Origin of the sequence: Nocardia wallacei (assembly GCF_029868745.1) — a bacterium.
GTDB classification, from domain to species: Bacteria; Actinomycetota; Actinomycetes; order Mycobacteriales; family Mycobacteriaceae; genus Nocardia; species Nocardia wallacei_B.
The window spans coordinates 1-14,324 of the sequence record NZ_JARWOP010000208.1 but is presented as its reverse complement, the minus strand read 5'-3'; the positions used below and the strand labels follow the sequence as shown (position 1 = coordinate 14,324).

The following is a 14,324-nucleotide window of genomic DNA, read 5'->3' as shown; positions in this document are numbered from 1 at the left end:
AGGCCAGCGCTGTCAGGTGAGGACGGAGTAGTTGCTGCGGAACACGCCGCTTGGATCGACGCGGCGTTTTATTCCGCGCAGCCGGGCGAGCGCATCGGGTGTGAAGGCATCGGCGGCCGATTGTCCTGGCGCCAGGAAGGTGAACGGCGTACGGCTGCTGAGACGCGGGCCCAGTGCCGCGCGGTAGTCCTGCACTCGGGCACGGATGGCGGCTGCGGCGTCCGGCGTTGTCGGGAGGCCTTGGAAGGTGATCTGGTACGGCTCTGCGACCGCACCGGCCGGACTGTCGGACGGGCCGGCGAAGGCTCCGCCGAGGTGGCGGATTTGCACGATAAGTAGTGGGTCGATCGGTTTGGCCAGCAGCTGCTGCACCGTGTCGTCGTCCAGTCGGGTCAACAGTTGTGTGTGGCCCTGTGCCCGGCCCGGCGTTGTCGGCTCGGCTGCGATAGCGCCGAGTTCGGTAATCGGCAGTGCACGCCGGTTGTCGGACATGCGGCCGCCGATGCCGTCGAACCGTCTCAGCAGCCCCTCCCCCGCAGCGACCTCACCCAGGTACACCGCGTCGATGCCAACCATCGGCCTGCCGGCGCCGGGAGGCTTGAGCAAGTTGAACCAGACGCTCAGCTCGTCGACAGCTTCGGCGGTAACCGCCCGGAATGCTTCCAGCACCTGCGGAGCCCGGTCGACAGGCCACAGCATCCGTCCGCCATACAGCGCGGGCGCGGGGTAGAGGTCGAGTTCCATTGCTGTGACCAGCGCGAAGTCGCCACCGCCGCCGCGCAGCGCCCAGAACAGGTCGGGCTCGGAGTCAGCGGTCACGCGAACCGCGTTACCTTCGGCGTCGACCACCTCGAACGCGGTCACGCTGTCGGCAGCCCACCCGTGTTTGCGGCCGAACCAGCTCATTCCAGCCCCGAGCGTATAGCCGGCCACGCTGACCGCCGGGGTGCTGCCGGCCAACCCGGTCAGGCCATGCGGCGCTACCGCTGCCTGCAGCTGCCCCCAGGAGGCACCCGCACCGACACGTACGGATCGGGCAACGGCGTCGACACGTACTTCGTCGAGCCGCTTCGTGCGCACCAGAATCGTGCCGTTCGTCCCTCCGGAGGCACCATGGCCACTGGGTTGGACCGATATCGCAGCGCGGGCCCCGCGGGCATACCGGACGAGCGCCGCTGCGTCGGCGGCATCGGCCACTTCGGCCACGGCGGTCACCGACTGGTCGACAGCCAGGTTGAACGGCATCCGCGCTTGATCGAAGCCGTCATCACCTGGCAGCAGCATTCGGCCGCGGATGACGGAACGCAGATCACCGCCAGCCGAGGCATCGGCGCGGACGCTGCCGCCATCATTCGAGCACGCGGCGAGTGCCACGGATGCGGCGAGCCCGCCGCCGAGGGCCAGGAAGCGACGCCGATTTGCGTCGAAATTGGTGGGCCTTCTAATGCCTCGGGTAGGCATTCATGTACCTCTATTCAAACATTCATTTGCGTAGCAACGGTGGCACGACGGAGCAGATACCGACGTGATGTAGCGATCCGCTCGACATCGCTGGCGGCCAGGACGCTGCACGACGACTGAGCGGGAGCGTGGCCGGGTGCTTCGGGAATGGCCGGATGTGAACGAAGGTCTGGCTGTCGCATGCCACGAATCGGTCTCCGCAGGCGACAACCCATCTCACAGTATGCACGCTAGATGACTATCTGCCAAGTATATTATCTGAACACCGTATTACTTGGCCTTCGCGCTGCTCCGGCCCGGGAGTTTTCGGATGTCGACGAATAGCCGGGTCGCGTTGGTGCGGCACTCGTTCCGCCGCTGGAGCCAGGAGCGCTTGAACTCCGTCGACTGGTCACCGCCCGGCGTCCGGCATCGATGAGCAAATCTCCGACGCACTGGTCGGGTCGTTCGTTGGCGACTCGATCAACTTTCGCGTCGATCGAATCGGGTTTGCCAGTCCGTGGTTGCCAGTCCACCGTCGCGCTCGCGCCGGACACGGTCAGCGAAGGCGGCGGAGGTCGATTGTTGTCAGACCGAGGCCACCGAAGGCCGCGACTGCCAGAACCGTTCGTACTACGTGCGCCAGTTGCCATTGGTCGCGCACGGCCTCCCAGTCGACAGGCGGCGACGCGGCGACCCACATCCGCTGGTCGGCATTGATGGGTAGGTTGACGATGGCGCTGATCGACAGGACGCCCACCATGAGCAGGAGAGCGACGACCGGCAGCCACCGCGTGGCACCGCGCAGCGGCAACCGGCTGATGACGACCACGATGGTTGCCGCCATCGCCGGAAGCAGTGTCAGGCCCGCCAGCACATCCAAGCCAATGAGTTCGATCTGCCGGATGTGGGTGTAAACGACTCCGTCGGCGCTGCGCATCGACAGTTCCAGCACGAGAACAGTAACCATGAATCCAGCGAAGAGACCGATCGATACCAGGCTCGCGAAGCCCGCCGGCCCGATGGCCGACTTGAACCACGCATGTCGGGAAACCTTGTCGATGACAGCCACCATGTTATGCCCCTAACTCATGTACTATCTAACTCATATAGTATGAGTTCAGAACTAACTCTCTGGCAAGTCGACCCCGTCCACACCTGCCCGCGCCGACGACGAGCCGTCGCCGTGCAGGCTGCAGAGCCGTCGACCAGGTGCTGCACAAGCGCGCTCCCCAAGCATCCGGCCTGATGGCTTCGTGTCGCTTGCTCTGCCCACCCTCGGCTGGCCCCGGATTTGGGCCTACCTCGGCGCACCCATCACCCGGGCCAGCGCTGCGTGCGCCGAGCTGCCGGAGGCTCACGTAGGCCCTCGGTCTCAACGGGGGCCGGCACCAATTCACACGACTCGGCGGCGCGACAGCGCCCAAACCCGCAGCGCGGGAAGGTTATTCGGATACGGACTATCGACACTCGCCGGAGAATTCGCCCGTCCGGATATACAGGGCGCGAGCAAACCTGGTGAACCACGAACTCGCCCCTCCGTTACCTCGACGAAGGACCGCGCCACCGACTCGCTGATCGGCGCTTCGCCCATCCCGCTCAAGTCACCGCCTGTCGCGGATCGTTGTCGTCCTTGACGGCCACAGTTCGGACTGCGCCGCCGCCCGCTTGTAATTCCGACGCACGCAAATGCCGCCGTCTTCTATTCAGCCCTGCCGCAAAGGGTGTCGCCCAATCTCTGATGTATGCCCACGCGGCCTCCGGCAGGTCGAGGGGCCGGCCTCCGCGCCCACGCCGGACATCGTGTCGGACGGCGCAATTCGTTTCGCCGTGTCATGGCTCGACCACCAGGACGCGACGGCGGGCGTAGCAGTCCGCCGCAGATGACTCCCGAGAGGGAGCCGACCGCCCCGTTCCCGGTCACACAAGGGTCGTATAGGGAAGGCCATATGCCGCAGACTCTCCGCGATCGCGACGACGTCTGCCGCGAGCGGCTCAGTCGAGCACGTCTGCGGGTCCGGCGTCGATAGTGGTGGTACACACCATGGGGCGGGCGCTGAGGTCGAGCTCGGGATCGTCGTTCATCTGCTGAATCGCTTGCTGCCAGTCGGCATTCGTCCGCGCCGCGTCCAGCGCAGTACCGCTTTCCCACTCCCCCACCATGACAAAGGTCAGCTCAGCAGGGTCGCTCATCACCTGGAGCATGCGCACACGAACAAAGCCCGGCGCCGCCATCATGCAGCGGGCGGTGCCTTTCCAGTGGCTCAGGAATCGGTCCTTCTGAGGAGCGGGCAACGAGAAGACGTTGAGGAACGTCACGGACTGGCCGGTAGCGGCCGGAGTGAGGCTGGCAGGATTCGTCATATTGTCACCTTAGATGACAATCAAGTTGTTTTGCTACCCTTGATGTGTGCCGAATCAGCCACTGGATGACCGTGGAGTCTTCCTGCTCTCTCAAATCGGCCATCATGTTGCGCACAGGTTCTCCGCGGGCCTTGCGCCGATCGGGATCGCCCCTGCCCATTTCGGGATCCTGAGCCATCTCGCGGCCGCCGGCGGACGCAGCCAGCAAGAGCTCGCCGATCTGCTGCATGTCCATCGCAACGCGATGGTCGGGCTGGTCGACGAGCTGGAAGAACGCGGACTTGTCATACGCAGTCCGCACCCGTCCGACCGCCGCGCCCACGCGGTGCACCTCACCGATCACGCACACCAGGTACTGGACGCCGCCTCGGCACAGGTGCAAGCCATTGAGGACGAGGTCCTCGCGCCGCTCGATGAGGCCGAGCGCACCCACCTCATCTACCAGCTGCGCCGACTGTCCGAACACGCCGGATTGCCCCCCGGCGTGCACCCCGGCCTGCAACGCCGCCGCCGCTCGGCCCCCTGACCCGGCGGCGCGTCAGAGCCACCCGCTCTCCAGGTCGAGCGTCACGAGGCCAGGTCGAGAGCTATGGCCTCTACGGCCACGAGAATGTCGTTCTCTGATCCCAGGTTGTCCATAGCGAAGTCGGTTCGGTTGCCCTGGATCCGGCTGTCCGTTGGGTCGATGCCACGGCTATCGAGTACGCCACGTCATGAGAATTTCCTCATGGCGGCAAGGTCTTTCCGCATTGGCGTTCATGCCGTGACGGTTGGATAGTGAGCCTATGGACAGGCACTGCAGGTTGCGATCGTCGGCGATTACGACGCCTCGTTCGCCCCACACCAGGCGACCGACGCGGCGCTCCAGCACGCCGCCGCCCAACTCGATGTCGGCGTAGAGGCCCGGTGGTTGGCGACTGGGCCTCTGGAAGCCGACCTCACCGACATCGAGGCCGCTGATGTGCTGTGGTGCGCACCGGGCAGCCCGTACCGGAGCGTGGCCGGCACTGTCGCTGCGCTGCGGTACGGCCGCGAACACGGCGTTCCCACGCTGGGCACCTGCGGCGGCTGCCAGCACATGGTGATCGAGTACGCCCGCCACGTGCTCGGTTTTCAGGACGCTCAGCACGCCGAGTACGACCCCTACGCGTCGCACCTGTTCGTCTCGGAATTGACCTGTTCGCTTGCCGGCAAGACCATGCCCGTCAGCCTCACCGCGGGAACCCTCGTCGCGGGTTTATACGGCCAAGGCGAGGTCGAGGAACAGTACTACTGCAACTTCGGTCTCAATCCCGCGCACCAGCGCGCTCTGCATGACGCCGGTTTTCGCGTGGCCGGTGTGGACGGAGACGGCGAGGCACGGGTGCTCGAGCTGCCCGAGCACCCGTTCTACATGGCTACCTTGTTCGTTCCCCAGGCACGGTCACGCCCGGATCTCCCGCATCCCCTGATCGTGGGGCTACTGAGGGCGGCCGTGTGACGTTCACCCAGCTCCGGGTCCTGCAGGCTGTGGCTCGTACCGGCAATATGACACGGGCGGCCGAACAGCTGACCACGACGCAGTCCGCTGTCAGCCATGCACTCCGGGGGTTGGAGAACGAGCTCGGGATTGCCCTGCTGGTCAGGGCACACCGAAGCGTAAGCCTCACATCAGCTGGTCGGGCTGTCTTGCGGCGCGCGACGCTCATCCTTACCCAGATCGAGGCATTGGAGCAGGACGTCGCCGCCGCGAAAGGTCAGAACCGTGGCAGCCTCCGCATCGGAGCTATCCCCAGCGCCAACGCCCGCCTGCTACCGCCGCTTCTGCGCACGTTCGGCCAGGCATATCCCCGAGTTGAGCTGGTCGTGATGGAGGGCTCGGACGACGAGGCTGTCGAATGGCTGCAGACCGGAGCTGCCGACATCGCCACGGTGACCCGCACACCGCCCGGCTTGGTCACGCACTTACTCGCAACCGACCGCCTGCTGGCCGTACTGCCGAGCGAACACGAACTGAGTGTCCAGCACTCGATATCAGTCACGCAGCTGGCTCGCCATCCGTTCATCATGTCCACCGGTGGCTGCGAACCGCTGATCACGGCCCTGGCCGACGACGCCGACGTCATTTTGCGGTGCCACTATCGGGTACGCGATATGAACAGCATCCTCGCGATGGTCGCTGAGGGACTCGGCGTGAGCATCATCCCCGAGCTGTCTCTACCTGCGCATCGCGCGAATGTGCATGCTATCCCGATCGAGCCCGCGACCGAGAGGGCGATCTTACTCGCCGTCCCACCGGACCCATTGCCAGCCGCCACCGCCTTCGCCGAGCTCGCTGCTGCGGCCACGGCCACCCGGCATCACGGCAGAGCGGAGCACAGCCCACGCGTCGAATAGCTGGCCAGCGGGGGGTCGGGAGGATCCAGAAAACCAGACCGCTGCCCAGACACCGGCGGCAGCTCCACAATGCACCTCTGGCCTCCGCCCGCCACTGAACGACCTGCTGATGCCTGCGAGCCACGAGGCGCCAAGGCGAAGATGTTCGCCGGAACCACGCTGTCCCGGCTGTGACGGCCGTGCGCCCCGGACGGAACGCCGCTACGTCACGAATGTGTTCAGAACGGTCGGCAACGCAGCCGAGGATATTGTCCGGTACTTCATGATGGCGCGTTGCTCGGTGTTACCCGATTGCCATGCAGACGGCGTGCCGTGCACTGCCAGATGGCGTATTCGTCACCGTTGCGATTTCAGGGTTCAGGCGGTCAGGCCGCCGTCGGCCACCACGCTCTGGCCGGTCAGCCATCGAGCGTCTCGAGAAGCCAAGAAGCCTACGACGTCGGCAATGTCGTCGGGTTCCCCCAGTCGACCCAGCGGTGTCCGGGTTACACGTTCCATCAGCACCTCCCGGATACCCTGTACCGCGTCGGTGTTGGTCGGCCCTGGCAAGACACTGTTCACGGTGATCCCCCGCGGCCCCACCTCGCGGGCGAACGCGCGGACCAGCTGTTCCCCGGCCGCCTTACTCGCCGTGTACAACGACATGGACGGATCACTCGCGCGGGTCGCTGCCGAGGACACGTACACGATCCGGCCGCCGTCACGCATTCGTCGCGCCACTTCCCGGAACGGGACGAAAGTCGCCCACACGTTTGTTGCGAACGCGCGTTCGTAGTCCTCATCGGTTGCCGCCGAGATCGGGCCGACAGCATGCCCATAGGCGTTGTGCACAAACACATCCAGCCCGCCGTACCGCTGTTCCGCCGCATCGAACAGGGCCTTCAACTGAGCCTCGTCGGCCACGTCCGCCTGCACGACGAAGGCTTGGCCACCGCCTGCGTCTATCGCGGCAGCAACCCGCTCCGCGGCCTCGGAGTTGTTCCTGTAGTTGATGACAACCTTCGCCCCGCCGGCGGCCAGACGTAGCGCGATCGCATGGCCGATGCCTCGCCCGCTGCCAGTGACGATGGCTACGCGATCTGTGTGGCATGAACATCTCCTTCAGGTGGGGAGTGGTCCGCAGCGTTCACACGCAACGAACAGGAGGCAACCGGTCCGTTGCGAGCCGTATCGCTCGGTGGCCTGGAGCCGCCGCCTAAACAGTCTGTAATTCATATAATACGGGATTTGTACCTTCCGACGAGGGTAGTTGTTGGTTCGCCGCAAGCCCCGGGAGTCGGGCCGCCGCCCAGCCCGGGCCGCTACGACACGCGCCGCATGCCACACAGGCACCGTTCCAGGTATCGAGGATGGACCCAACGCTGTCGTCACGCCCAGCCGACACAGTCGAGGATCCAGATCACACGGCCCCAGCAACCGATCCAACCAGCACTAGCCAGACGATTTGATTGTCATTTAAGATGACAATATGACTGTTCCCGTCGGCCATACCACGGCCGCTACCGACCAGCCCGTCACTCTCGTCAACGCCTTCTCGGTACCCATGTCGCAGAAGGATCGATTTCTGAGTAGATGGAAGGACAACGCCCGGTGCATGACGTCGGCACCCGGGTTCATCCGCGCCAGGATGCTGCAAGCCGTGAACGACAAGGCCGAGTTGACGTTCATAAACGTGGCGGAATGGGAGAGCGGAACCGCGCTGGATGCGGCTCGAACCAACCCGGAGTGGCAGCAAACGATCCAACGGATGAACGACGACCCTGAACTGGACGTCACCGCACGCCCCATGGTCTATCGAACCACCATCGATGCCGGTCCCGGAGACCCTCTCCGCTGACTAACGCCTCTGGCGGGCCCTGCCATTCAGATCGCACGGCCCGCCAGAGGACTCGGCGAGCCCTTCCTCCCGGGCACTCCGCCCGGCCAGCTCGTGACGACGCAGTCGCGCCAAAGCAACGAGCCTCCGTACCGACACTGTGCGCACCGAGCATTCCCAGCCCAACGTCGAAACCGCTGGCCACGTCAGCACACTCCGACGACACAACCGCAGTCCCCCACCACCGAAACCCTCGATCGGGAACTCCCCCGAAGCCAGCCTCGACCGGGTTCTGGTACAACCGCCCGGCTCATCGATCGCCGGATCCGAGCCGAACCAGCGAAAGGTCTGCCCCACATGGCAAACGCTCACGGCCGTGCATTCCGTTTCGGAATCGTACCGTCTCCGAGGTGAACCGAATTCCCGACGTCGACGAGTACGTGCGACTATCCGGGGGGAATTTCGGCTGCCAGTGTGTGGAAGGTGATATTTCCACCGCCAGGCTCCCGGTCTCCATGAAAGTCGACTGGTCCGGGTCTATCAACCGACGGGATAGTCCGCTCGATGCGGCGCCGCGCGGGCCGCCATCAAGTGGCACAACTCGGTCGTGCGCCGGGCCGGCGCCGCTGCCTGACTCGGCTCATTGCGGGTTGGCCGTTCTATCGGAGTGACGTGGCCGCCGGCCGGTCCGCGATGGTGTGCAGTCGTCGCGGTCGTTGTTCGCAGCGTCGTGGCGCGACAGACATGCACATGCCTGACCCACGCGGATCATCTTAAGGGCATTGCCAGACAACGGATTTCGTGTCCCGTGACTAGGTGCCGCACGTTACTTCGGTCGCCGAGGAATGTCACCACAGTCGTTCCCACGAGCCTTGCGCGCGGTCGCCCCGGGGCGTGTGCTTGGAACCATACGTCAAACAACTTCCAGGTTCCTAGATCCCGGCTGTGATCTACCGCCGCGCCCGCAGCGGTAGATCACAACGACAGGCCGACTGATCTATGGTGAACATCGGCCAGCGTACGGCGGATACCCGTGCGGCTGTCTTATTCGATCTGTCAGATCGATCGGCCGCGTCGGTCAATTCGTCAGATTCGCTGTGCTTCGAGCGCCAGGATGGGCATCAGCATCAGGCCCGCCTCGGTGAATTCCGGATGGAAGTCGTGCTCTGCGAACCGGTTCAGCAACAGCTCGGGCGGTTTGAAGCCCTCCATATGACCGGGCCGCAACCCGATGATAGACCAGTCCGGTGCCGCGAACGTCGCACGCAATTCCTCCTCCGAGATGGAATACAGTCCGAATTGCTTGATGCGGTTATCGAAGTTCGCGGAGAACTGAATCAATCGGCCGCCGGATTTGAGTACCCGAGCCAGCGCGGTGACATGCGCCCTACGCTGCACCGGATTCAAGCAATGAAAGAGCTGACTGCTGACAACTGTGTCGAATCGGCCATCATATCCGTCCAGGACGGTTGCGTCGGCGGTGTCGAAGGACAGGGATACTCCCCGCTCGGCCGCGCGGTTGCGGGCCTGGTCGACGGCAGAGGCCGCGATGTCGAGGCCGGTCACCTGATATCCCAAACCGGCCAAATACGTGGCGGTATCGCCCGGCCCGCAACCGATATCGAGCACTTCGCCAGAGATGCTGCCGGATTTCTCAAACTCCACGAGCAAGGGTTGCGGCCTGCCGATGTCCCATGGTATCCGATCGAAAGCCATACCCTCGATGGCTACCTCTCCGCCGTAGACAAGGTCGAAATCTACCCCTTTTGATCCGGCCCCTGTTGCTTCGTTGCTATCAGCCATCAGTCCTACCCTTTCTCACAACGACCGCTGTCCGCGGCCTGATCCAAAATGCGATCTCCTTTACCAGCCAGTACGTTTCAGACGCGCGACAGAAGGACGGTCGATGTGACAGCCCTCGATCTGCGCCGGATAGGACCGGGTTCCTCACAATGTCCAGCCCAATGCCGATTCAAGCGCGTCGGTGCTGCACAACTTCGTCAGCATCGAACCATCCGTGGGTAGGTGAGAGCTATCCCCTATACGAGTGGCACGAACCCGGGCCGGGCGAGCACGAATCCGTTGCGGTTGCAGGAACACTCGGAAAGCTTGACGGCGGGTCACCAGCGGCCAATACCGCGGAGATGAGTGAGCCGGAACGGGTGTCACCACCTCACAGCCGACATAATCGGCGCAATCAGCTGCGGAACGTGTCGGCGTGGTCGGCAGCCCACTCGGCAAAGGAGGCCCCGGGCCGACCGAGGATCGCCTCGACTTCGCCGGAGACCAGACCCGATTGCCCGTAGGATTCGGCTTGCATCGTGAGGAAGCCCTCGGCGAGCGGCGCCGGCATGCCAGCACCGATCATTGCCTGTGCGGCATCCTCGCGCGAGATCTCGTCGAACTGCAGAGGTCGGCCGATCGCTGCTCCGATCGCGGCCACCATTTGCGGCTGAGTCAGGGACTGCGGTCCGGTAAGCACCGGCCGTCGACCGACCAGGTCGTCGGTAAGCAGGGCGTGCGCGCCGACCGCGGCGATATCGCGTTCGTGAATCGGCGCCCAAGCCGATTCCGCGTACGGGCCTCGGACGACATTGCCGGCCCGGATCTGCGCGGCCCACAGTGCGATCAGGTTGACCGCATAGGCGCCGGACCGCAGCGCTACCCACTCGAGGCCGGAGTCGATCGCGGCGGCCTCGACTTCTTTGTTGTATTCCCCTCGCAGGCGCGACGGTTGCCGTGCGAGATCGAACTCGACGTTGAGTGCCGACATCGTCACTACTCGTTTCACTCCCCGGTCCCGCGCGAGGGTCATCAGCTCTACGGCCGCCTCGCCGATCGCCCGTGGATTCAAGAATATGGCAGTGACATCACGCAAGGCGTCGCGCAATGTCGCCGCTTGCGATGGATTGGCTTCGACGATGTCGACGGCGGCGGGCAAGCGCGCGGTCTTCGCGTCGCGGGTAATGGCACACACGTCGGCGCCTGCTCGGTCGAGCATGCCGACGAGCGGTCGTCCTACTGTGCCGGTGGCTCCGATGATCAAGATCATGGTGATTTCCTATCCGGTGTTGGGTGATATCCCGGGGTCACGCTGCGCGGTTCCAACATGGGGACGCGCAGCTCGAGGGCGGGCCATGTCGGCCGAAAGAAGTGGCCGCGCAGAGGCTGGCAATAGTCCGAGGGCCTTTCCGGCTCGCCGCATCCGAATCGTTCATTCGGCGCCGTTCCGCGGCTAGGGCCGGAGCATGATTTGTGGACAACGGACGCGGCTTCCGCTCCCCCAGACCGCGCCTCCACCTGCGAGAGCGATTATCCTCGTCGTTCGACAGCCTTACGCGCCGCCTGTCAGGCCGGCTCTACTCGGAAGACCGCGATTCTGTCGGCCGCGGCTGCGACGGCGTCGGGGGTCGGAGCATCTGCGAGGCCGTTCGTGACCAGGCGGTTCGCGCCGGACCGTGGGTTTGTTCGGATCAGTTGACGCAGCAGGGGCGGGCGCTCGCTGATCGGCACTTCGACCAGCCGGGCCGTCGACGCTCGCCGCCCCCGATGCAGGGTCACACAGTCGCCGGCCTGCTCCGCACCTCGAGCGTTCGCTACCCATGCCGCTTTGGCAAACGCCTGGAAGATGTAGCGCCCGCCGTCCAACTCGATAACGGCGATGGGGAAGGTACGCGGTTGGCCACTGCGACGTCCCGTGACCGTGAGCAGTTGCATGGGCCCGATGGCAACGCCGATACGTTGCAGGGGGGCGATGACCTTGTTGAAGACATTGGTCATGCGGCGATTAGTGTCTGCGTCCACGTCAGTCCTCCGACAGATCAGGCCTATCGCTGGCCTCCTGCGACCAGCGATAGGCGAGCAGCTGGCGCGTCGAGTCGGCGAACATCCCCGGACCCGTTGCCCGCCATAGCGGACTCGCACCGAACCGTCCCACTATGAGACGACTTCCATACTATATGGAAGACATATTTCTGCAACCGCATCAAACAGTGTGCGATGTAACACGCCGTGCGCATCTTGGCGCGAGCGCCACCCGGTAGTGAGATTTAGCGGCCGACCGCCTTCGACGCGGGTGGCGGCGGGCAACTCGTCACTCTCACTACACTGGGACCACCGGCCGCGCCTCCGGGGCGAGGTGCCATCGGATCGTCGACCCGGTCGCTGCGGAACCCACCCCTGTGTCGGCTCCTCACGAGCCGGGTGTAAACCGCTGCAAAGTGCATTCCCGGTGCGGGACGGGTGGGAAGTTGGCAGGGATGCCGAACTCTCCCGCCTCCGAGAGCACACCCAGGCGCCGCAGCCTGATCCGCGATTCGCCGGCTCGAGACCGGAGGCTATTGATGGGCAAGGTCTCACTCCCAAACCAGCGGAGAGGCGCGTACGTCCGCGGTGGTGCGGCCGCGGCGTCGCCTGAACAGCGAACGTAGCGTGCCCGCGTTGAGGTAGCCCACTCTGGTCGCGACCGCATCGACGGTGAACGACGTGGAGTGCAGGAGTTGGGTGGCACGCTCGAGCCGGACCTCGTTGACGAAATCCCTTGGCGACATGCCGATTTCGGCATGGGTCGCACGTTGAAGGCTCCGCAGAGTGACACCGAGCGACCGCGCGACCTGAGTGATACTGAACTGTTCGGCGATGTAGTCACGCACCCAGCGCTCGAAGTCGGCCACCAGCGAATCACCGCCCACAATCACTCCGGGGATAACGAACTCGGCCTGGCTTTTGCGCCCACCATTGAAGGAAATACCGCGAGACCATGCCAGCCAGTGCGGGGCTCTGGGCGGCGATCAGTGCTAGGACCAGGTCGATGTGCGCCAATGAGGCGGCAGCGGTGACAACACTGCCGGAACGGCAGAGCAAGCGGCTCTCATCCAGGTCGACCCGTGGATACCGGCGCCGGAAATCAGGGCCGAGCCACCAGGTCGTCGTCGCTTGACGGCCGTCGAGCACGCCTGCCTCGGCCAGGAAGAATGTTCCCGTGCAGGCGGAGGCAAGCGGAATCCCGTTGGCATGTGCAAGCGAAATTCGTTCCAGCACGGGCTGGTTCGCTCGTGATGTCACCGAGTCGATGAGCGTGCAGGCATCGAAACCCGCAGCTGCCGGCACAACAACCCAGGCCGACTTCGACTGCGAGCTCGGCCAACGGCGTCGTCGGCGCGACAAGGCCGAAGGAACTCCGTACGCTGCCCCCAGCGCGACGGGATGTACCTGAGGTTCCCCCGCTTTCACGGAGAGCTCTGACGTGGTCCTATTGGGCCCGGAAGGAGTTCATCAGTGGCAGCACCGAAGAAGTATCCGGACGAGTTGAGGGCTCGGGCGGTCAGGTTGTATCGGGATGCAGATCCGAAGCCGACGATCCGGAAGCTGGCCGCGCAGTTGGGGGTGCATCACGAGGCTCTGCGGAACTGGATCCGCCAGGCCGAAGCGGACGCCGGCGAGCGTAGCGATCGGCCGACGACCGACATGGCCGAAGAGAACAAACAACTACGCAAGCGGGTCGCCGAACTCGAACGCGTGAACGCCGTATTGCGTGATGCGAGTGCGTATTTCGCGTCGGAGCTCGTCCAGACCCGGAGGTGATCGTGCGGTTCGTGAAAGATCACCCGCAGCACTCGGTCGAGCTCGTATTGCGGGTGCTGGGCATCGCGTCGTCCACGTTCTATGGATGGCTGGCGCAGGCGAAGAACCCGTCGCGGCGTCGGCTGGCCGATGAACAGTTGCTGGCTGAGATCGTCGATATCCACACCAGTTCCGGCGGCACCTACGGATCGCCGCGGATGCACGCGACGCCGCGGCATCGCGGTCGGCCGCAAACGCGTGGAACGGCTGATGCGGGCCGCGGGGTTGCAGGGCGCGTTCCTGCGCCGCAAGTGGCGTATCCCGTCGACGCGGCAGGACCGACGGGCCACGCCGGCACCGGATCTGGTCAACCGCGACTTCTCCGCGGACGTCCCGGACCGGTTGTGGGTGGCGGACGCGACGCGGATCCCGACCGGTGAGGGCGTGTTCTGGCTGGCGGCGGTCCGTGACGCGTTCTCCAACCGGATCGTGGCTGGAAATGCTCGGACCGCTGCGACACCGAGCTGGTACTCGGGGCGCTCGAGTATGCGGTGTGGTGCGGGACGTGCGTGCCGGGCAGCTGGTTCACCATTCCGACCGCGGCTCGACCTACACGGCTATTCGGTTCGCGAACCGGTTGGCCGACAACGGGATTGCGCAGTCGATGGGCTCGGTCGGAGACAGCTACGACAATGCGCTCATGGAGAATTTCTTCTCTACGTTGAAGACCGAGCTGGTGTACCGGAACTCTTGGCGCACAAGGGAA

14 protein-coding genes and 2 pseudogenes are annotated in these 14,324 nt (G+C 64.7%); 7 read left to right on the top strand and 9 right to left on the bottom strand.

Annotated elements, in window-relative coordinates:
• Positions 1 to 12: 12 nt before the first annotated feature.
• The 3 genes from QH470_RS17550 to QH470_RS17540 all read right to left on the bottom strand — a co-directional run bounded on the left by QH470_RS17550 (position 13) and on the right by QH470_RS17540 (position 3,804).
• Positions 13 to 1,461, bottom strand: coding sequence for an FAD-binding oxidoreductase (locus QH470_RS17550; protein WP_280273451.1), 1,449 nt, complete (start codon positions 1,459 to 1,461; stop codon positions 13 to 15).
• Between the two features lie 538 nt (positions 1,462 to 1,999).
• Positions 2,000 to 2,515 (bottom strand): anthrone oxygenase family protein, encoded by a 516-nt coding sequence (locus tag QH470_RS17545; protein ID WP_280273450.1) that lies wholly within the window; start codon positions 2,513 to 2,515, stop codon positions 2,000 to 2,002.
• Between the two features lie 920 nt (positions 2,516 to 3,435).
• Positions 3,436 to 3,804, bottom strand: a complete 369-nt coding sequence (locus QH470_RS17540) for an antibiotic biosynthesis monooxygenase family protein (protein ID WP_280273449.1) — start codon at positions 3,802 to 3,804, stop codon at positions 3,436 to 3,438.
• Between the two features lie 46 nt (positions 3,805 to 3,850).
• Here QH470_RS17540 and QH470_RS17535 point away from each other — a divergent pair, with 46 nt between their 5' ends.
• The 3 genes from QH470_RS17535 (at position 3,851) to QH470_RS17525 (ending at position 6,180) form a co-directional block, all read left to right on the top strand.
• Entirely contained in the window at positions 3,851 to 4,330 is a 480-nt protein-coding gene (locus QH470_RS17535; protein WP_280273448.1) for a MarR family winged helix-turn-helix transcriptional regulator, read from the top strand.
• 270 nt (positions 4,331 to 4,600) lie between these two features.
• On the top strand, positions 4,601 to 5,284 hold the full coding sequence (locus QH470_RS17530) for a CTP synthase C-terminal region-related (seleno)protein (protein ID WP_280273472.1): 684 nt from the start codon (positions 4,601 to 4,603) through the stop codon (positions 5,282 to 5,284).
• Positions 5,281 to 6,180, top strand: coding sequence for a LysR family transcriptional regulator (locus tag QH470_RS17525; RefSeq protein WP_280273447.1), 900 nt, complete (start codon positions 5,281 to 5,283; stop codon positions 6,178 to 6,180). Before QH470_RS17530 ends, QH470_RS17525 begins: the two co-directional genes overlap by 4 nt.
• 357 nt (positions 6,181 to 6,537) lie before the next feature.
• On the opposite strand, the gene QH470_RS17520 is transcribed toward QH470_RS17525, so the two are convergent.
• Positions 6,538 to 7,248 carry an SDR family oxidoreductase gene (locus QH470_RS17520; protein WP_280273471.1) on the bottom strand — a complete coding sequence of 237 codons (711 nt, stop codon included), beginning with the start codon at positions 7,246 to 7,248 and terminating at the stop codon, positions 6,538 to 6,540.
• Between the two features lie 400 nt (positions 7,249 to 7,648).
• Here QH470_RS17520 and QH470_RS17515 point away from each other — a divergent pair, with 400 nt between their 5' ends.
• Complete coding sequence (locus tag QH470_RS17515; RefSeq protein WP_280273446.1) at positions 7,649 to 8,017, top strand: antibiotic biosynthesis monooxygenase family protein; 369 nt, start codon at positions 7,649 to 7,651, stop codon at positions 8,015 to 8,017.
• Positions 8,018 to 9,082: 1,065 nt separating this feature from the next.
• On the opposite strand, the gene QH470_RS17510 is transcribed toward QH470_RS17515, so the two are convergent.
• From QH470_RS17510 to QH470_RS17490, 5 genes are all read right to left on the bottom strand, one after another.
• Complete coding sequence (locus tag QH470_RS17510) at positions 9,083 to 9,799, bottom strand: class I SAM-dependent methyltransferase (RefSeq protein WP_280273445.1); 717 nt, start codon at positions 9,797 to 9,799, stop codon at positions 9,083 to 9,085.
• Between the two features lie 394 nt (positions 9,800 to 10,193).
• Complete coding sequence (locus QH470_RS17505) at positions 10,194 to 11,048, bottom strand: NAD(P)H-binding protein (RefSeq protein ID WP_280273444.1); 855 nt, start codon at positions 11,046 to 11,048, stop codon at positions 10,194 to 10,196.
• Positions 11,049 to 11,344: 296 nt separating this feature from the next.
• Entirely contained in the window at positions 11,345 to 11,776 is a 432-nt protein-coding gene (locus QH470_RS17500) for a nitroreductase/quinone reductase family protein (protein WP_280273443.1), read from the bottom strand.
• A gap of 575 nt (positions 11,777 to 12,351) precedes the next feature.
• Entirely contained in the window at positions 12,352 to 12,669 is a 318-nt protein-coding gene (locus QH470_RS17495; RefSeq protein WP_280273442.1) for a helix-turn-helix domain-containing protein, read from the bottom strand.
• Positions 12,670 to 12,676: 7 nt separating this feature from the next.
• A complete protein-coding gene (locus tag QH470_RS17490) occupies positions 12,677 to 13,105 on the bottom strand; it encodes a DJ-1/PfpI family protein (RefSeq protein WP_280273441.1) in 429 nt (142 codons plus the stop codon).
• 168 nt (positions 13,106 to 13,273) lie between these two features.
• On the opposite strand from QH470_RS17490, the gene QH470_RS17485 reads away from it, so the two are divergent.
• The 3 genes and pseudogenes from QH470_RS17485 to QH470_RS17475 form a co-directional block, all read left to right on the top strand.
• Positions 13,274 to 13,579, top strand: a complete 306-nt coding sequence (locus QH470_RS17485; protein WP_280273440.1) for a transposase — start codon at positions 13,274 to 13,276, stop codon at positions 13,577 to 13,579.
• A gap of 81 nt (positions 13,580 to 13,660) precedes the next feature.
• Positions 13,661 to 13,831, top strand: a pseudogene (locus QH470_RS38245) (hypothetical protein); the annotation flags it as partial.
• A gap of 280 nt (positions 13,832 to 14,111) precedes the next feature.
• Positions 14,112 to 14,324: pseudogene (locus tag QH470_RS17475) on the top strand (IS3 family transposase); the annotation flags it as partial.